This is a genomic window from Arthrobacter sp. efr-133-TYG-120 (assembly GCF_030209785.1).
Taxonomy (GTDB): domain Bacteria; phylum Actinomycetota; class Actinomycetes; order Actinomycetales; family Micrococcaceae; genus Arthrobacter.
Genome location: NZ_JARVRI010000029.1, coordinates 158,325 through 177,727 on the forward strand (window position 1 = coordinate 158,325; position 19,403 = coordinate 177,727).

Consider the following 19,403-nt stretch of genomic DNA (forward strand, 5'->3'; position numbering starts at 1 on the left):
TTTCGCCTAGGAGGCTTGATGTCTGACAAGCCACCCGTCACACTCAGCGACGTCGTCAATGAAGGGCATCTCGGACTGTCACCGGTCGTCCCGGGGAACCCGGGCACGGTCATCACCAGTGCCCACACGAGCGATATCCACAACCCGGCCGAATGGCTCGAGCCGAACAGCATCCTCCTGACCACTGGTTTGAGGTTTGTGAACGCGGAACGGGAACATCTACTCGCCGTGAAGCTGGTTGACGAATTGCGGGAGGCCCGCGTGGCGGCCGTCTTCTTCGGAGTCGGTGTCTATTTTGATCACGTGCCCGCGCAGCTGGTAGCGGCATGCAAGCAGGCCGGATTTCCGCTGTACACGGTAGCGAAGGACGTACCCTTCTACCGCATAGAGAACTTCATCAATCAATCTCAGGTCGCTCCTGACGCCTATGTGCAAAAGCGCGCCCTGTGGCTGAGCAATGACCTGTTGCAGAGCATTTCAGCTGCAGACCCGATTAAATCGCTCATAGCCAGGCTGGCCACTGCCTGCCGCGGCACCGCCGTACTCTACGACGAGTCCGGGACCATCGTTGAGTCATCTGGAGACGGTCCCACCCACTTGATGTGGAAAGAGATCCGCTCCGGCAAGAACGATTCCGGTACCATCGAAATCGGCCGGTGGGCAGCCATGGCACGTCCCACGGTTCTCAAAGGTGTCGGCTACACATTGGCCGTGGCAAGCATGAACCACAGGGTGCTGACCGACTTGGGCGACCTGCTGTTGGAAACCACCCAGCGACTCCTCGCTGCAATTCAGGGGATCGCTCAGTTTTCAGACACCCGGGCGCGCCACGAAAGCATGCAGTTACTGACCATGCTCCAGGACGGTATCCCGGTGGCCCGCGAGTTCAGGCAATGGGAACGCATGCGCGCACTTCGGTTCACCCCCTACGGGCCTGTCCGTGCCGTCGTCGCGGCGAACGTCGACGACGAACCACTGGATCCCGCTTTTCCCGAACTGCTGCAGCGCCGGGCCGAAACCAGTGGGCTCGGGCTGCTGCTGGCCGAGAACGGCCGGACGCCGGAGAGTCCTCCCGGCTTTCATGCTGTGGTCTCCGACTCTTCTGCACTCAATCCCTGGCTGGAATTGCTGGAAGGGTCTGTGGTTGTGGGTTTGTCGGAGCCCTACAAGGATCTGGTGTCCACCCCCGAGGCTTTTCGGGAGGCGGAAGCCGCCGCTGGAATTGCCCGCCTGCAAGTAAAAGCCGCGGGCCACTCAGAGCACGGTTTGTCTGCCGGTATTGTGCGACTGGATGAGGTGGATCCAGCAACATGGCTTCTCGCCCGAAGGCTGTCCTCGAAGGACAAGAGCAAGCTGCAAGCATTCGTCAAAGATATAGACGTCGATGTTGAACTCAAAGAAACACTCATAAGGTATCTGGCAGATGGCTTTGATGTGGCCAGGGTTGCCGCTGACCTGTTCGTTCATCCAAACACCATTCGTTACCGGTTGAAAAAGGTTGAAAGCTTGATAGGGGGCTCGCTCTCAAATGCGAGGGTGATTACCAACCTCTATCTTGCGTACCACGACGACATCGTCGCTCTCAGCAGGGCCTGACATCCAGCTCGACCGGGCGCGTTCAAGACTTGTGAGCCCGAGTTGAGCCAAAGGCTGCCACTCTCGACGACATTTGTCGTCGGCACGCTTCGTGTGGCCGAGCGGTGCACCCGGTCAGTAAATGGCATGATCGGGTTCTCCTGCAAAACAAATTTCAGCGAACCCGGGCGATGGCGAGCACTTACTCTGGATGCCGAAGGCCGCTCTTGGCCTGGGGCTGTTGCTGAGCCGGTCGACAGTGCGTGGGACTGAACTGGCCGAGGGCGTGGTCGAACGCGGCGGTGATCGCACTGGCTGCCAGACCTCGCAGCCGGCTACCCGTCCGGATAATTCCGGTGCAGCAACGCAACGCGGACAACGCCGGTGCGCAGCTTTCCGGGACCCGGATACGTCCACTGCAAATTTGTGCAGTTCCGAGGTCTTCTTGTGGGCGGTCCTTGAAACGGTGTCGCCGGAAGTCACGGTCGCATCGGACGATGCCCCGGGCAATCCGGCGCATGCGGCGCGCTACATGCCATGCGTGTCACATTGAGACCCCGTGTGTGGGAGACGCTCTACAGAATGCTCTGCATCTGCGAACCGGAGCCGATTTCCGCACCTGAGGTAACGACTGTGACGCCGCCGTCCGGGTGAGGTTCGCGGTGCTGGTGTCGGACCAACAAAGGCGAACCGGCCACCCGCCACCTTGGCTCCGCCGAACGGCCGACCGTACGGAAGGCGCCCATCCACCACGGTGTGACGGCGGGACGTGGTGCTTGCAGCACTCAGGGTATAGATGTGGTCGGTCAGAACGGCCCCACGATGTTGCCGTCATTGCGCTGGCCAATGGCCCTGGGAGGCCGTCACGACGACGTTGAGCTTCTTGAACTCCGTTAGGGCCATTCCGACGGTCCGAAGGATCGCTTGTGTGTGTGCGCTCCAGAGCAGAACTGCTATATACGCCATTGCGGGAGCGGAAGAAGCGGGCTGGGGGGATATTTGTGTAAATGGCCTGGGATGCTAGCCAAACGGCTTCCAATTCGTAGACGCCGCCCAGAGTGTACGAAATCATGGAGGTCGGGAATCCGGTTTCCCCGCTGTAGGCTCCGGCATCCATGAGGACGGTTGCTTCGCAGCCGATGATTCCCTCCCCCTCGGGGTCGATTGCGGACCTGGAATTGATCTCGGTGTTGTCCCGTGCCGGGGCGATGAGCATTTCTTCCTGCCGAGTCCCAGTCAGCGGGCAACGCGTGTCTCCGAACACGGCAACCCACTTCGTAGAACCCGACAAACCAGAAACGAGACCTCTACTTCAAAAGCACCTGGGAATCGCAGCGTTGGCCCTGTCGCGATGAAAGAAGATGCACTTCGGTGCAAAATACGGCGACTGGCGCCCGGGTGAGGCCCGATGAAAGCCCTCGCGGCCGCTGAACAGGCGATCCTGATTGTCGTCTGGAACATGCTCAGAGCCGGCGAACTCTACAACGACCCCGGCCCCTACTTCACCCGCCCGAAACGGCTAGCACAGACGCCGGGCCGCAGGTCTGCTCTGGCCGCAACCAAAGCAGCTCCACCACACCCGGTCGCCTTAATTATCCTGGGGCCTGACACTGCCTGTCGAAATCGGCCCGCACCCACCAATCCGCCCATGCCCGACCGACACAAAATGAGCGGCCCCCGGAACCACAACCCAGGAGCCGCTCATTCGCGGCTATTGACAACTAGACCTACATATCAGAGGTGTGCCACAGCTTTGTCGTCGTGCGAATCTGCAGCCAGTATTTCGGCATCAATGGCGCTGATGACGGGAGAAGCCTGCAGACGGTGCGCGACGTAGTACAAGCCGCCGGCCAACGCGACCGTGATCAGCGGTGCGAACTGGGCTGCCAAGGGTGAAGCAGTCTGCTCCGTGAAGAAGATGCCCGTTCCTGAGGCCACGAGCCAGGCGACTGCGCCAGCGGAGATGGGCTTGAGCATTTCGGGGCGGACTTCGGGGAAGACGCCTGGAGCGTTGCGGTGGAGAGCGATGTATACCAGGGCGACGGCGACCCACGCCGTGACGAAGACACCTTGCCACGCCAGAGCCTTGAGGAGGTACGAGAGCACATCGGTCAGCATGAAAAGGAAAGCTATGGTGCCGGAGACAAGCACCCAGACGAATCGTGGAAGGCGGAGGTTGAAGACGCGCTCCATGAAAGCCCCCAGATTCAGGGATGCCAGATAGTAATTGGCCGTATTAATGCGCGTCTGGGAGATGAAGATGACCAGCAGTCCGAAGAAGCCGAGGGAGGATATGAAAGCCTGGACAACGCCGGTTTCCGTGGCCTGCAGACCCCAGGCGCTCATGATGTAAATACCGATGAGACCGTTGAGGCCGAACGTGAACGCATAGAAGACCCAGCCGAAGGTAACGGTGCCGTGGAACTTTTCGTCTTGCTGGCGGCCAAGGCGCGCGTAATCGAAGGTGTACATCATCACGACCCATACGCCCATGTAAATTAGGTAAGAAGTAACCCAGCCAGGCAAGGGCGAAGCGACTGCTGCGTGGCCGATCCAATCGGTGGGTACACCTCGGATGACTGTGGCAGCAATAACAACGGCCACCAGGCCGGCCAGATACAGGGGCAGAAGGAAGCCGTTGAGCTTGTCCAGCCAGTTCTGGACCCCGCCGGCAACTAGCGGGATGGCGTAGGCCACCACTATGGCGTACCACATGATTCTCGAGCCACCGAAGAAGCTCTCAAGGGCGACCGCGATAATTGATCCTTCAAAGACGGCGTAATAGATGGCAGTTGCGGCGAAGATCAATGTAGCCAGAGCTGAACCGACAAGCCCAAAAAGGGTTCGGGAGAATTCCTCCACGGAGAGCCCGGTCCTTGCAGCAAATTTGGTCAGCACCATATTGATCACGCCGTAGGTGGCGATGGTCAACAGCATGCCGATGATCGTGTTTGGAACGCCGACGGCGCCCGCGGACGCTACTGCGATGTAAATCCAGAACATAGCGGAGAACAAGGCCCACCACGCCATTGTGAGGGACCACCGCCTGACTTTTTGCCGAGGGGGAAGAACATACGACGAGTACGGTGTCGTCTGATCGGGTGTAACGGACATGGATGCTCCTACGGGAGAGAAAAGCAACGGGACGGAGACGGATAGTCACGGCATGGATCCGGGTGGGGAAGCGCCGCCTGAACTTAGAGCCCGGAACGTGCCGCACACCCTCGTAATCGTCGACCTTCACAAAGTCCTGATTCGGCGGCTTGCAGTTCCTAAGTTCCAGCCCCTCCGGAGGGGTTGTTGGGTAGCAACAACCTTCCGCTGTGATGTAAGTCTCTGTCACTGGCAGAAGTAAAAGAATCCGGAGGGGCAATTGTAGAAATTACAAACCGCGGATTGGCTGCCTCCATCGCTCGGCCGGATGAGGCCCATTTGGGTCTCTGCCGTGGACAAATCTCCTTTTACGGCCGTTTGTGACCGGGTGCTCCTTCCTTTGGTGACCCTGGAATTTTGAAGGCCGTCAGGGTCCCCGGCGACCAACCGAGTCTGGAACTCGAAAATCTGTCTGTCTGGCCTACCTTTGCTTCATCCGGCACGTGCTCGACGTCAGTCCGGCTAGCGGTCTGGTACGGCGGAAGGCCATGAGACGGGCGGTGCATCATCCTTTCGGGGAAGGGAAGTTCAATCTCTTGGCGTTCCAAACGGCGGATGTGCCCCTCTTGGTCCGGGGAAAGAATTGAGATGTCAAAGGAAGGCCCGAACGGCGAGCCAACCACTCAACATTCTGAAACATCAGGAAGCTTGCCATGAAGCGGATAGCTCTAGTGAACAGCAGGTGGCATGGGCCAGCCAGAGAGTGTCCGCTTCCCCTGCGAATAGTTCCGGAATTGAAAAATGAGGATTGTCGAGCTTGCGGCTCCGCCCTCGACTTCCTCGATTGCCCATTCTGCGGCGGCTCCGAACGGCAAACTCGCCGGGGCCCTGCGTTTCCCTGGACCCAGTATCGTTGAAGGGAGCGCAGAAGGTACACAATCGGGTCCGGCCCCGCTTGCGGATGGGAGCGCCCCGGTGGCCCTGTTGGGTGTCGTGCCGTTGTGAAAGACTGTGTCTGTGAGTTCCGCTGAAGGCCTCGACAGGCTGAAGGTGGCCGCCTTCGACGCGGCGCCGCTGGCGACTGTCATATTCCGCAATGAGCACGCCGGCGGGCTGGTGTTTCTTGAAGGCAACAAGGAATTTGATGCCCTCCTCCGAGGAAGTCCAACAACGGATTCAGAAACGGCCCTCAGCCACATGGTGGCCTCCACTGCCTCCACGCCCTCCGAACCTCAAACCGTCACTCTCCAACTGGGTGACCATCAAGGTGCCTACCGCCTCAGGGCCCGGACCTTCAGCAGCCCTGGGGATCCGGGTGAATACCTCGTCGCCCAGCTAAGAACGCTGACCGACCAAGAATCCACAGAGCGTGACCTGCATTCGACTATCCAGCAGCTCAAAGATCTTCTGGACAACTCGACCGCCCTGATGTACGTCAAGGACCTCGACGGACGGTACGTCCTCGTCAACGATTATTTCGCTAGGCGTTTCGGCATGAACCCGGAATCAATCATCGGCCTCACCGATCACGATATATTCGCCGGACCGGTCGCGGATGTCTACCGCGAGAACGACAACATGGTGATCAGAACCTGCGATTCCATTGAAGTCGAAGAACCGCTCGCAATAATAGGCGACCGAGCCGACCCCGATGAGGACAGCCGCTGGCTCTCCATCAAGTTCCCCCTGATCAGTGATTCGGGGCGCCCTTACGCGCTCGGGGCGATCTCCACCGACATTACCGACCGTAAACGCGCCGAGAGGGCGGCCCGCGACGCCATGCACGAAGCAGAACGCGCCAACCGGTCGAAGAGTGAATTCCTCTCCAGGATGAGCCACGAATTGCGCACGCCGCTGAATGCCATCCTGGGCTTCGCCCAGTTGCTACAGGATCTCCCGCTCGGGCCCAGAGCAGCCGAAAGCGCCGGTCACATTCTCGATGCCGGCAATCATCTGCTCTCACTCGTCAACGAGGTGCTTGACATCACCTGGATTGAAGCAGGCGCCCCGGGCATGGCGACGACCCCGGTGCCAGCGATCGAAGCTATCCATCAGGCCCTTGAGCTCGTCCGCCCGCTCGCGGCGGCACAGGATATTGAAATCGCTAGCGACCTGCACGGGGCCTTGCACCGCTACATTCTGGCCGACACCCAACGGCTCCGGCAGGTATTCCTGAACCTGCTCGGAAACGCTGTGAAGTTTAACAGACCCCAAGGTGCTGTCCGAGTCTGGTGCGAGCTTCGAGAGGGCTCCCTTCGTTTCTTCATCACGGACACAGGCCCCGGTATGTCTGAAGACGACGTTCAACGGCTGTTCACGCCCTTCGTCCGTCTGGCCCAGGCGGCTGACATCGAGGGATCGGGTTTGGGGCTCGCGCTTTCCAGGAAGCTGGTCGAGCAAATGGGGGGTGTGCTGGGCATCGAGCACACCGCTCCGGGAGAAGGATCGACCTTCTTCGTTGAGATACGGCTCGGGCCCGAACCGGAAGATGAAGTCCGGGCGCCGGAGTCCGGGATCGGAACCGTTGTCATCCCCCGCGGGGCAGAGGCGACTATTCTTCATATTGAGGATAACTACGCCAATATTCGCTTGGTCGAGAACATCATCGCCGGGATGGGCGACCTTAATCTTGTCTCCGCGACGAGCGGCAGATCCGGGATCGTCCTTGCACGTCAAATCTCTCCCCAACTTATCCTCCTGGATGTGAACCTGGCTGACATGTCAGGGGTCGACGTCATGAAGCAGCTGAAGAACGACGAACGCACACGACGAATCCCGGTCATAGTTCTCTCAGCCGATGCCACGCCTGCCCGCATCAAAGAACTGCAAGGCAGCGGAATCCGGGACTACCTCACCAAGCCTTTCGAAATCCACCACTTCGCCCGAACCGTCCGCAGCGCATTGGCGCTGCCATGAGGATCCTCACCGTCTTCATTGCCGACGACCACCCCGTGTACCGGGAGGGACTGGCACGAAACTGGGAGGCCGTGGCGCAGATAGATGTCGTGGGATCCGCAGGGGACGGCAGAAGCGCACTCGAGGCGATCCGGAAATTGAAACCCGACGTGGCGGTCATGGACCTGAAACTTCCGGTGCTCGACGGCATGGAAGTCTTGGAGCAATTATTCGCCGAAGGATCGCCGACAAACGTACTCGTGCTGACCGCCTATATGGACAGCACGACTGTCTACCGGGCCTTCGCGCACGGGGCACGAGGATTCCTGGAGAAAGCAGCATCCTTTGGCGAGATCACCGACGCTGTCCTTCAAGTCGGCGCCGGCGGAACAGTCATTGCGCCCTTCGCCCAGGATGTACTCGCCCGGGAACTTCGCACCCGCCAGGACGTCCCAGAGAAGCCGGTTCTTTCCTCCCGGGAAGTCGAGATTCTCCGCTTAGCAGCTGACGGGCACTCAGGTCAAAAAATCGCCGGCGAACTCCACATTTCGCTGGCGACTGTCAAAACCCATCTGCAACACATCTACGACAAGCTCGATGTCTCCGACCGGGCTTCCGCCGTCGCGCAAGCAATCCGCCGCGGCTTCCTCCGCTAGGCGCGCCAGACGGCTAGATTGTTCCGGCTGTTCGTCAGGATTCCGCCTTCGCTGTAGTTTGTCGAAGCCTGGTCCCTTGAGCTTTCAAATCGGGGTGAGGCCGGTCGCCTCCTCGTACTCAGAGTATCTAGGCAGCGAGTTCTGCACCCGGTTGCACTTGCGCTCCATGCACGGGTAGAGGGCGTACGGCACAGCAGTGGTATGGCGCCGGACCTTTGGCCCGGCGAGCGAAGGCTCCAGGCCGTAGCTCACCCGGCTTCGCTTCGTTCGCTACGGGTGACAAGCGGGAACGGTACGGAGGGCTTAAGGCCCTCCCTTACGGTAACCGAATCAGTAGTCCAGGACCGTACGGCACCTCGGGGGCTTCGCCCCCTCGGGTGACAAGAGGTCGCCGGATCGAAGCCTCAGTCGCTTCGCTCCTTCGGCTTCGATAGGTCAAGGGAAGATCGAGGGCCTTAAGGGCCCTCGCTACGGACAATCAGACGTCAGGGCCCTAGTCCTCGGCCTCCGCGGAGGGAGCGCTTCGCGCCCCTCCGCCACGGCCTCGTCCCGGTTTTTCGTCAAGGCTAATAAGGCTCGCGAGCCTCCGGCTATGGCTCGCCTTATTTAGAGTAGGGTTTTTAGAACGGTGGCCGTCCGTCACGCCAAGGTGGCACTGCCCACGTCCCGCTATCGAGGACGTCCCACCACGCTATTTCAGCCTCAGTCCACACATGCGGCCAAAACAAAGACGCGTCCGGATCAAGGTCCGGAAGTTCCCTCCCAGGAATTGTGAAGGTGTGCAGCGAACTCCGGTTATACCTTGCCGCACTCGTCAGAAGACCTGCGTCCCGTGCCCGTTGCCAGTGTTCGGTGATCGTTCCCTCCCACGCTACCCCCGTCAGGAGGCAGAGGCTGGCCCTGTCAATGGTGGTATGCCTGCCGGAGGTGCTGTCGACCATGGCATGCAGGGTTCTCCTTACCGGGGCCTTCAGCGATGACCGGTCGACGGCATTACGGTAAGTGTCGACAGTCCATACCTCGCCCAGCAGCTTTGCGCGCTTGCAACGATCCAAGTAGATGGACCGAATTGTTGTTTCCTGAGTGAGGGGAGCGGACGTGCCTAACAATGAGACTCGATTCGAGGTGGTCGCGGGTTCAAATGCCGCATGGCGATTCGCCGCGAAACGGAAGACAAGTGGGACATGCGTCATACGCGCGTGCGGAGGAACAGGAACGGATGTCCGGTTGCGGCCTGTGACGGCTCCCCGCTGCCGGGGACCTAAGATCTTCAACCTGCCCACTCTGGCTTCCAGCCCTTGCGAAGAAGCAACCTGTTGGCCCCTACGGCGAACCTGGTGGAGACAGAGGGCCTTGAGACGGCGGCGTGGCGCAACGGTCGCGGGGTAAACGGCACCGATGTCCGCAACCAAACGGCGAACCACTCGGCGAGCCCCACGTGCTCATTAATTGACGCTCTTAGTTAAGGACAGCCGTCGGTCGCCCAGCAACGCTACCGTTGTCAGAAATTCCTCACCTAAGGCCGCCAGTGACCCGTCTAGGGACGGACCCAGGCCGAGGGCTTGGCCCCGCGGCGCGGACTATTGGAATGCCACTGATTTGGCCTCCTGACAGGAAAAGTGTCGACAAGAGGCTGGCACTCATGACAGGGCGGCTTAATCTTGGAGAATCCCAACTGATGCCCCCAAGCCGCTTGGGCTGCACAGGGCCCGCAAAGGCCCAGCTGTAAATAATGCATCTTCATGGCGTCAAAGGTCCGCGCCTGCCGAAGGCTTTCAGGAGGATCGGCAGCGGGCCCGGGCATGGATTTGATCACGGGTTTCCCTTCGGTTGTTGTATGTGGATGGTTGCAATCGCGAGGCGATGCAACCCGAGAAATGGTTGGCCTAACTGCGGAGCTTGCTCCGCCCTCCGGGCTGCGCTGCGCTCCGCTTTCCTTGACCAGCCGAATCGTTGATCCGGTTGCGGACCGGAGGAATGGCCCTGCCCCAAGGCAGGACCATTACCGATTTGGAACTCGTCGCGGTGATGGCCCTGCCCTTAAGGCAGGGGCCGTCCTCGATCTGACCCCATCGTGAAGGCCCGGACGCGGTTGCCGATGGGGTAGTTGTCGAGAGGTAGTTCCACATAGGGTAGAACTCCCTTGGGGTCGTTCTACGTGGAGTAGTTAAAAGTGAGGTAGTTAGGGAGCGACATTTTCGGGGTCCCACGTGGACTGAAATCCGGGGTAGGGCTGGGACGATAACCACGGGGTACCCCACGCGTTTTCTGACGCCTGGGTGCCGCCCTTTTCCATGGGGGCTGGCTGCGTAGGTGACGACGTCGCCTCCCCGAAGGGCGGCTCGATCGGAAACGCCTCGTCGTCCGGGACGCCCAGCTTTTCTTCCGTGACCGGGGTGGTGATGGTGTAAATGATCGAACCGTTGTGACGACGATCCTTGTGCAAATAGCCCCTCTCTTCAGCCAGCTGTGTGTATTTGGAGACGATGGGTGCAGACTGCCCAGTAGCATCCGCCAGAGTTTTCACGGCGGGGTAGGCCTTTCCCGTGTTGTTGTTGGCAAAGCTTGCAAGCGCCCAGCAGACAGCGCGGGCTCCCGTGGGGAGATCCGATTCCCTAACCGCCCTGAGATACTGCAGCGGACGCGACGGTATGCCCGGGACGGGGATCATCAGTGGCCCTTCCCCGGAAGCGTCAGACGCCACCCGTGTGTGTGGGCACGCAGCCCGTCTCCCAGATAGCGTTCCAGGTAGTCGGCAGACACAAGTTCACGAAGGCTAACAAACACTGCAGGATCGTTTCTCTCGCGACCGAGCGAGACGTTAACCCACTGCCAGTTCGTAAGGGCAACGCGTCCGACCCCGAGCGACCTCCCGAGTGTGGATGCCACAAGCGAAGCCTCGGGGCTGACCGCGGTGTCACTGCCGACGATGTCAAGCCACTGTTCCTTGAAAGGGTTCAGCCCAAAACTCACAGGACCTCACCTCCGGCGATGTCCAGGTGGTGCCATTTTGTGGCTTCGATGATGGCCGCCATTGCAGCCATCAATGTGTCGGGCGCAGTTCCCGGCAGTTCGCGGTCGGGGCTGTAGCCAGCGGTTGTGGTGGTTGGGTTCATGGACTTCCTTCGATAAATCCGCGCCCGACAAGGGCATGACGAATTGGACGGGATAAAAATGGTCGAGATACCGGCAGCATGACTTGGTTGGGCAACAGGGACCGTCCGCTTTGCGGCCGGGGGAATTCGGTCCAGGAGCCGACAAGCATCGCTTCATTCCTGGGAGGGGGGCGGTGCGACTTTGCTCCTATGGAGGGTCGGCTTCATTGCGGGGTGCCGCCGAAGCTCAAGCGAAGGCGGAAAAGCTATGGGTCGTGCCGGCCGCCGGACGACTCAACGGGTCACTTCCTGGTGCTGCATCCAGCGCTCCACATCCGAGAGGCGGTAGAGGATCTTCGAACCGACGCGCAAGCGCTTCGGCCCGTCTGCCAGATGGGTGGCCAAAAACTTCTCGCTCACACCCATGAACTGGGCGGTCGTCCGCCGATCCATATAGATCGACTGGGTCAGCTCCCACGCCTTGTCGACGGTTACGACGTTGCTGTGGTTGTTGTTCGACAAACAAAACTCCTAATGTGAAAAGGGCATGGGGTATTACGGCGGGATAGATGATTGATTGGAAACGGGCCTTGTTGGGTTGCCTACACGACTCTCCAGTTCAGCCCCAGGATCCGTGGAGATCCCGGGGGAGAAGCCGTTGTTAATATTGTCCGGAATTACCCCCCGGAAATTCTCCAGATCGGAGGCAGGTTTCCAAGTTCCCCGCAATCCGCCGGTTTGGGCGGTCGGTGCAGTCAGCAGCAAACTGGATCGCTAAGGGTCTCGCGAACGCGCGACTTATTGGCTACTCTGTCGGAATGGCTATCAAAAAGCTTGCCGGCGGAAAGTACGAGCACGATTACCGCGTCGACGGTAAACGCCGGTACAAGCGATTCCGGACGAAGGCCGAAGCGCAGGCCCATGAGCTGGAGATAAGAACTGCCAAAGCGGGCGGCACGCTCATGGACACCCGCAAGGGTGGCAAGATCAGATTCCATGACTTCTACCTGGAATGGGTAGGGCGCATCGAACGCGTAGGGGCGAGGGGTGCCCGCCCCCTATCACCTGTGACTGTGGCAGGCTACCGACGGATTTTTGAATCCCACATACGTAGCTACTTCGAGAACCGCGCCCTCGCGACTGTGACCCTGACCGTAATTAATGAATGGCTGAAGACGTTCACCAAGGACGATGCGCGGCAGCGGGCGTACCGCCAACTTGGCCGGATGCTTCAATTTGCAGTTGATTCTGGCTACATCGCCACCAACCCGGCACGTAACGCGACAATCAACAACGTGCCCACGCCTTCGCCCACGCGGGAGCCTGCCGCCCTTACGGCAGCCCAACTGCGGTCATTGGCGGAACAGGCGGCTGCGGGAGGCCGCTACGCGGGAGCATCCCACGATGCCTACAGGCTCCTGATTCTTTTTGCTGGAACAACTGGGCTGAGGTGGTCGGAGGTAGCCGGCCTCAAGGCTGGTGCGCTCACCTTTGGCGACAGCTCGCAGGTGGTCGTTCGATCTACGCTCGTGCCCGTAGACGGTCGGTTGGAATTTCGGGAAACGACCAAGGGGCGAAAGCCCCGCACAGTGCCCATTCCTGGCTCAGTCGCGACTGAGCTTGAGGCGCACGTCAAGGACATGGCCTCCGACAGCTTGGTCTTTACATCGCCGTCCGGCGCTGAGTTGAGGTCATCGAACTTTGCGCGCCGGATATTCCACCCCGCGGTCGAGAGATGCAGACAACTCGACCCAGCATTTCCTGAGATCGTCTTTCATGACCTTCGCCGAACCGCTGTCACACTCGCTGTCAGTGCAGGGGCCAACGTGAAGTTGGTCCAGCAAATCGCGGGGCACAGCTCCGCCGTCACGACCCTTGACGTGTACGCCCAACTCTTCGCCCATGACGCCCAGTCCTCCGCGAGGGCTGTTGATGCGCTGCTGCGTGGCGCAGCGGTTTAGCCATGATCGTGGCTGCCAGAAGTGGGGTGGCTATGAAATGGCTACTATGAGATGCAACAATCCATCAGATAAAAGGATATATTGCACGACTCATAATCGTGAGGTCGGGAGATCGAGCCTCCCCACCGCTACCAAGTAAAACCCCCGGAATCCACGAGATTCCGGGGGTTTTTCGTTTTCGGCGCTAGCTGATGGACGCCAAGGTGTAACCACTCCCGCGGCGCACACCAAACAACGGCCTCCGCGCGTTTGGAGCCCCCGCCCCTGCATCTTAGGCCGGCCGGGCCCGGTGTTGGTCCAAGTGAATTAGAGGAGAAATCTGGGCGGTAGCCACAAGGCCACTGGGTGCTTGCCGTAAAGATTTCGTAAAGATCGTGACGAAATGGCGCTACTTGCCGATAGTTTCGGACGCGCCGCCATCTGAGGTTTCCCCCAATTCTCGGGTGGTGCGCATCTAGAAAGATGGCCCGCCGCCTGTGGTTCCCCCAATTCTCAGGCGGCGGCGCCCTTCGAAGATGTCCAAGTCCTATGCACGGAACTCAACGTGGGTACGGCGCGTCGTAACTCGCGATCACCCTCGAACTTACTCGTCTATTTAGGAGATCCATTGTCGTACCAGCAGCAACAAACCACCCAGTTTGGCAGCGCCATTCCGCTTTGGGCCCCGTACTATGGTGCACCGATCGGCGAGGCAGCACGCCGGTTCTTCAAGAAGTACGCCACGTTCACCGGCCGGGCCAGCCGTAGCGAGTACTGGTGGTGGACCCTCATCTCGGTTGTCGTCACCACCGTGCTGAACATCGTCATGTCCGTAGCTGGCTCCGCGGGTGCCACCGTCAATGACTCCGGAGCTATGGTCCCGGGTCCCGGGGCGATGGTCGGCGTCATCCTCCTGGTCATCTGGGGTCTGGCAGTCATCGTCCCGTCTCTGGCCCTCACTGTCCGCCGCCTCCACGATGTGAACTTCAGTGGCTGGATGATCTTGATCGGCCTCGTCCCGTTCCTCGGTGGACTGGCGCTGCTCGTCTTCACGATCCTGCCGTCCAAGCCGGAAGGCCAGCGGTTCGACGTCCCCGCCTAGCTCCAAATCACAGGACAACCTGAAGGGTCATCGGCCGTGATGCCGGTGGCCCTTCAGTGTCTTCCTCGATTGAGTTTCCTGCCAGGCAGCGACGAACGAAACCCATTGGGTGGGCGTGCAGGGCGCAGCGGCCGGCGCGTCATCGCGCGATACTGCCCCGCATCTCCCGCGCACGGAAGGGCTTGGTGATGAAGCCGTCCGCTCCGGAGCCCATCCGTCGGCCAGTGAAGGCTGCCCTGTGCCTTCGCGAAGCCCGCAAGTTTGCTGGGCACTTGCCGTAAAGATTTCGTAAAGATCCTGCTGAAAAGCTGAGAGCGCGCGCAGCCTGCCGATAGTTTTTAGAAGCGCCGCCACTTGGGTGTCCCCCAATCCTCAGGTGGCGGCGCTTCTTGAAGATCACGGCCAGGGCCTCAGTTACCTGAGCAAAACAGATTCTTCCATAAGCATCTGGCGCCTAGTTGGCGCGCGAGCTGACAGTCTTAGTGAAATCTTGATCTTTTCTTAGTGTTTCCTTGAGGTTCACCCTGTAGTGGGCCGGTTTCGTCTGTCGGCCATCTCAAGCTACGATCAGGAGGTTGTCCGGACCGAAAGGCATCCCTGCTCGTGGATTTTGGCCGCTTTCTCATTGACCTTGTGGTCTTCGTTGGCATCACAGTTGTGCTGATGTGCTCGCTCCACCTGCTCGTGCTGTGGCGCTCGAAGCGGAAGTACAGGAAGCTCTCGCGCCCGGAGCCACGGGCACTTCCGGGCCACGATGCCGGAGCCCGTCCGGAAAGGCCAGGTCCGGCACGCATTCGCGACCAACCGGCGACTGTCAGTGGCGGCCAAAGGCCATGACAATGGCTACTATCGCCGCGACGACCAGCACCGTCGCAACCCAGATCCATTGCTGTCCGTCCAAGTTCGCCCCAATCTCAGGTCTTGATCCAGTCTCCCAAACCGGAGGTTGTTGAGCGAGGTCTTGTGGGGAAGATCGAAAGCCCACCCTTGCAGAAGCAGGCCGGAAGCGTTCAGCTTCCGGCCTGCTTTTTCAGCCAAGAAGGGAGCCCGGGTGCCTCCCTTCCTGACCTTCTTTGAGAAGCGATCCCGCGCAACACCCCGACGACACGCCCTCTACGGGGCCTTCTAAAATTCAAAGAGGGTCAGGAAGGGCGCTCGCCCAGCCCGCGCCGACGGGAGCGCCCTTAGTTCAGCGCGATGACCAGCATCTGGTTGGTGCCCGGGATGCACGTCTGCAGTATCGCCCGGGGGAAGCCGCCGAATACTGCTGCGACGTTGTTTGTCGTCCCGCCTTGGGGCACCTGGCCGCGAGCTGTCACGGTGTATGTGCCGTAACCGGGAATGCTCACCTTCTCGCCGACGCCGATGCCCGAGAATCGTGCCCACCCGCCGCAGAAATCATGTTCTGTAATGAAAAGCGAATAGGCGTCCGTCGGAGTGAAATGGATCGGGCCAATGCAACTGTCCACAGCCGCCTGGCCGCCGGAGCCCGCAACATAGATGGTCCGCACCGCCGGAGCCGGAGCCGGAGCCGGAGCCGGAGCAGGAGCGGGCGCGGGCGCAGGCGCCGGAGCGGGGGCCGGTGCAGGAGCGGGTGCCGGAGCCGCGTCAACCGGCGGCCCGGTCAGCTTCAGCACCTGGCCGGGCACGATCACGGAATACGCGCTGAGCCCATTGGCTGCCAGCATCGCATCGACGTCGACGCCGAATCGGGCGGCTATCGAGCCAACGGTGTCGCCGCTGAGCACCGTGTAGGCGTTCGTGTCGGGCGCCGGAGCAGGCGCAGGAGCAGGAGCGGGTGGAGCAGCGGCTGCGACCGGCGCCGCTGCAGGAGCTGACGGCGCGACGGCGGCTGGTGCCGGTGCCGGCGTGGGACTGTCAACCGGCGTCGGACTGGCAACCGCCGGGGAAGGTGCGGCAATCCCGGCTCCCGAACCGACGTGCGTGGCGTTTGCGGCGCTCGCGCCTGGGGCAAGGACCTGTGTGTAGTTCTGCATCGTCACGGCCGCAATGGCGACCACCGCGACAATTGCCCAAGTGGCTATTGATGCCTTGTACCTGGTGACAGTTCTTACCCCCGCGGATATCAGGGCGAGGACGCTGCCTCCACTGATCCCGCCGTGTCTGTACTCCTGCTGATACATGTCGAATCCCCGTAGCTCATCGTTTCTGGGGCCGGCCGGTTGGCGGCCCCGGGAAGTGATACGCAGGCGCAGGGGATGGCGCTCGTTGAGACCCTTTTGCTTAAATGCGCAGCACTGAGGAAGCCCTCATGTCCGCCCATTTCGAATAGATCCATCAACGGGATGTAACCCGGTTATTTGGATAAGTCCATCAATGAGATTTATGAAATGAGGTATTCCTTTTCCTGCTGCAGGTGATTTGAGTGTAGGAATGGGTAATTCGCTCCACACGAGTGGGTGCCACTTGCTTTTATTTCCGGCCGGCCACCAAACACTCGCAAGTCTTCTTCGGCGTCGGGAGGGGTGCCCCCAAGGCCCGGACTTCCGGCCTTCCGGCCAGGGTGGCGATTTTGTTTAAACTAAGTCTACTTAGTAATTAGTAGTCAGATTTGTCCGGAGAACTGACGAATTCAGCAATGGGCTCCGCAAATGCGGAGCGGCGATTTTCCGGGAATTCATCCACCGTCTGCGGGCGGGCTTGGCCACTGCGCTTGACCACTGCGACAGAATGGGTCCATGAGTCGAATCGCAATCATCGGCGGCCACGGCAAGGTGGCCTTGCACCTGTCCCGCATCCTGAGCAACGAAGGCCACGCGGTCACTTCCTTCATCCGCAATCCGGAACACGCGCCTGAGGTCGAAGTGACGGGTGCGGCCCCGGTGGTGCTCGACGTCGAGAATTCGACGACGGCGGAGATCGCGTCGGCGTTTGACGGCCACGACGCCGTGGTGTGGTCCGCGGGGGCAGGCGGAGGCAATCCGGAACGCACCTATGCCGTAGACAGGGATGCCGCCATCCGGTCGATGGATGCCGCGGCACAATCCGGCGTGGCCCGCTATGTGATGGTGTCCTACTTCGGCGCAGGACCCAGCCACGGCGTTCCCGAGGACAACAGCTTCTACGCCTACGCGGAGGCCAAAGCCGCGGCGGACGAGTACCTGCGCGCTACTGATCTCGACTGGACGATCCTTGGCCCGGGTGCGCTGACCAGCAATCCTGGGTCTGCGCTCATTGAGGTAAGCCCCGCGGACCCGAGTACCGGGACGGAAACTTCACGGGCCAATGTTGCCTTGGTGGCTGCCGCCGTCTTGGAACTGCCCGAGACTGTCCGCCGCACCATCGAGTTCAGGGACGGCTCAATGCCCGTGGTGGAGGCTCTCACCGCGTCCTAAACGCGCCCCGCCGGGATATGTTGGTAGGGCTAGTCCCTCGGCAGGCGCCCGGGACGCCGCCGCTACGACGTCTGGGGAAATCGGGAACATGGACCAGTTGGCACTCATTGTTGGACTGCTTCTTGCAACGGTCGTGGCCGTGGGCCTGGGGGACCGCTTGCGGCTCCCGTACCCGGTGCTGATGCTCTTGCTGGCTGCGGCTATGACCTTCATTCCGGGCTTCCCGGACTTTGATCTTGCGCCTGAACTGATCCTCCCGATCTTCCTTCCGCCGCTGCTGTTCGCAACCGCCCAGAAGAGTTCCTGGGCCGTCTTCCGGGTCCGGTGGCGGACGCTTCTGCTCATGGCTGTGGCGCTCGTCGTGGTATCGACGGCGGTTGTTGCCGGTGCCGCGTGGCTCATGATTCCGGGGATCGGCATTCCTGCGGCGATCGCACTCGGTGCCATGGTGGCCCCGCCGGACCCCGTCGCGGTTGAATCCGTTGCCGGACGCGTCCACATGCCGCGCAGGCTCATCACCGTGCTGCAGAGCGAGGGCTTGTTCAACGACGCCGCCGCGATCGTGATCTTCCAGGCCGCGGTGGCGGCGACAGTTTCCGGCACCAAGCTGGGTGCCGGCGTCGTGCTCCAATTCGTCATCGGTGCTGCCCTTGCTGTCATTGTCGGCATTGCGATGGGCTGGTTGACGAGGCTCATCACCCAGCTGGTCACCTCCATGGTGGCCCGCAGCGCCGTGACCCTGGTGATTCCCTTCGCTGCCTACATCCTTGCGGAAGAGCTGCACGCCTCGGGAGTGATCGCCGTCGTGGTCACCGCCCTCGAAACGCAGCGGCACGCGCGGTCCCAGGACGCCGCCGAGCGCGTCACCCGCACCGCCTTCTGGGACGTGGTGGAACTTCTCGCCACGGGCCTGGCGTTCGGCCTTGTGGGGCTGGAGATCCGGCATGTGATCCGGGACGAAGGGGCGGCCATATATGGCATGATCGGCCCCGCCGTGGCGGTGTGCGTGCTCGTGTTCGTTGTCCGCTTCGCTTGGCTCGGGCTTTTGGCAATCTCGGCCCGCAAGCGGAAAAACCTGCTGCAGCCGGCCTCGCCCAAGGAGGTCCTGATCCTGACGTGGTGCGGCATGCGCGGCCTCGCGACGCTGGCCCTCGCCTTGGCCCTTCCTCTGACTATCGCAGAGGGCGGCGACTTCCCTGCCCGCCACGAGATCCTGGTCATCGCCTGCGCGGTACTGCTGGCCACCCTGGTGCTGCCGGGGCTGACCCTTCCGTGGCTCATGCGCGTGCTCAAGGCATCCGAAGACGGTTCGCACGAAAAGGATGCCGCGCGGCTCCTGGCCAAGCGCGCCCAGACCGCCGCCATCTCCGCACTGAAGGAACACGATCTGATGAAGGAGTTGCCGGCGGACAAGGTGGCCCTCGTCAAGGAAAAGATGACCCGCCTGCATGCCGAGTTGCTTGACGGGACATTGAAGAACGAGTCGGACGCCGAAAAGCGACAGCGCGGCAGGGAACTGGCGATCGCGGTCCAGACCATCGCCCTCGACGCCGCGCGCCAGGAAGTGGTCGCCGCGCGGAGCGAGCCCGGCATGGATCCCGAGGTCGCGGACAGGGTCCTGCGCCAGCTGGACCTCCGCACGATGGCGATGCCGGAATAGCCCCGGGCGCCTAGGACGCCGACGAGTGCGC

Annotated in this window: 14 protein-coding genes; 7 read left to right on the forward strand and 7 right to left on the reverse strand. The window is 61.0% G+C overall.

The genetic code is table 11. The features are described 5' to 3' along the window. Nucleotides 1-18: 18 nt before the first annotated feature. Nucleotides 19-1,596 (forward strand): helix-turn-helix domain-containing protein, encoded by a 1,578-nt coding sequence (locus QRN51_RS17105; RefSeq protein WP_284991075.1) that lies wholly within the window; start codon nt 19-21, stop codon nt 1,594-1,596. 523 nt (nt 1,597-2,119) lie between these two features. Here the strand turns inward: QRN51_RS17105 and QRN51_RS23390 are convergent. Continuing rightward, nucleotides 2,120-2,839, reverse strand: coding sequence for a molybdopterin cofactor-binding domain-containing protein (locus QRN51_RS23390; protein WP_350224999.1), 720 nt, complete (start codon nt 2,837-2,839; stop codon nt 2,120-2,122). Nucleotides 2,840-3,309: 470 nt separating this feature from the next. Then, complete coding sequence (locus QRN51_RS17110) at nt 3,310-4,689, reverse strand: purine-cytosine permease family protein (protein ID WP_284991036.1); 1,380 nt, start codon at nt 4,687-4,689, stop codon at nt 3,310-3,312. A 996-nt stretch (nt 4,690-5,685) separates the two neighbouring features. Here QRN51_RS17110 and QRN51_RS17115 point away from each other — a divergent pair. Further along, nucleotides 5,686-7,584 (forward strand): hybrid sensor histidine kinase/response regulator, encoded by a 1,899-nt coding sequence (locus QRN51_RS17115; RefSeq protein WP_284991037.1) that lies wholly within the window; start codon nt 5,686-5,688, stop codon nt 7,582-7,584. After that, nucleotides 7,581-8,219, forward strand: coding sequence for a response regulator (locus QRN51_RS17120; protein WP_284991038.1), 639 nt, complete (start codon nt 7,581-7,583; stop codon nt 8,217-8,219). The genes QRN51_RS17115 and QRN51_RS17120 overlap by 4 nt, the downstream gene beginning before the upstream one ends. Nucleotides 8,220-10,401: 2,182 nt before the next feature. Here the strand turns inward: QRN51_RS17120 and QRN51_RS17125 are convergent. The 4 genes from QRN51_RS17125 to QRN51_RS17140 all read right to left on the reverse strand — a co-directional run bounded on the left by QRN51_RS17125 (nt 10,402) and on the right by QRN51_RS17140 (nt 11,836). Further along, nucleotides 10,402-10,890 (reverse strand): helix-turn-helix domain-containing protein, encoded by a 489-nt coding sequence (locus QRN51_RS17125; protein ID WP_284991039.1) that lies wholly within the window; start codon nt 10,888-10,890, stop codon nt 10,402-10,404. Beyond that, nucleotides 10,890-11,192, reverse strand: coding sequence for a hypothetical protein (locus QRN51_RS17130; protein ID WP_284991040.1), 303 nt, complete (start codon nt 11,190-11,192; stop codon nt 10,890-10,892). The genes QRN51_RS17125 and QRN51_RS17130 overlap by 1 nt, the downstream gene beginning before the upstream one ends. Beyond that, a complete protein-coding gene (locus tag QRN51_RS17135) occupies nt 11,189-11,335 on the reverse strand; it encodes a hypothetical protein (RefSeq protein ID WP_284991041.1) in 147 nt (48 codons plus the stop codon). The genes QRN51_RS17130 and QRN51_RS17135 overlap by 4 nt, the downstream gene beginning before the upstream one ends. A 273-nt stretch (nt 11,336-11,608) precedes the next feature. Further along, nucleotides 11,609-11,836 (reverse strand): helix-turn-helix transcriptional regulator, encoded by a 228-nt coding sequence (locus QRN51_RS17140; protein ID WP_284991042.1) that lies wholly within the window; start codon nt 11,834-11,836, stop codon nt 11,609-11,611. 296 nt (nt 11,837-12,132) lie between these two features. On the opposite strand from QRN51_RS17140, the gene QRN51_RS17145 reads away from it, so the two are divergent. Continuing rightward, nucleotides 12,133-13,275, forward strand: coding sequence for a site-specific integrase (locus QRN51_RS17145; protein WP_284991043.1), 1,143 nt, complete (start codon nt 12,133-12,135; stop codon nt 13,273-13,275). A gap of 607 nt (nt 13,276-13,882) precedes the next feature. Beyond that, the gene (locus QRN51_RS17150; RefSeq protein WP_284991044.1) at nt 13,883-14,356 is read left to right on the forward strand and encodes a DUF805 domain-containing protein; all 474 of its coding nucleotides are present in this window, start codon (nt 13,883-13,885) and stop codon (nt 14,354-14,356) included. A gap of 1,184 nt (nt 14,357-15,540) precedes the next feature. Here the strand turns inward: QRN51_RS17150 and QRN51_RS17155 are convergent. Then, nucleotides 15,541-16,500, reverse strand: a complete 960-nt coding sequence (locus QRN51_RS17155) for a LysM peptidoglycan-binding domain-containing protein (RefSeq protein ID WP_284991045.1) — start codon at nt 16,498-16,500, stop codon at nt 15,541-15,543. Between the two features lie 555 nt (nt 16,501-17,055). Between QRN51_RS17155 and QRN51_RS17160 the strand changes: the two genes are divergently transcribed. Together QRN51_RS17160 and QRN51_RS17165 are read left to right on the forward strand one after the other, a co-directional pair. Next, nucleotides 17,056-17,712, forward strand: coding sequence for an NAD(P)H-binding protein (locus tag QRN51_RS17160; protein ID WP_284991046.1), 657 nt, complete (start codon nt 17,056-17,058; stop codon nt 17,710-17,712). A gap of 88 nt (nt 17,713-17,800) precedes the next feature. After that, a complete protein-coding gene (locus QRN51_RS17165; RefSeq protein ID WP_284991047.1) occupies nt 17,801-19,372 on the forward strand; it encodes a Na+/H+ antiporter in 1,572 nt (523 codons plus the stop codon). The last annotated feature ends 31 nt before the right edge of the window (nt 19,373-19,403 follow it).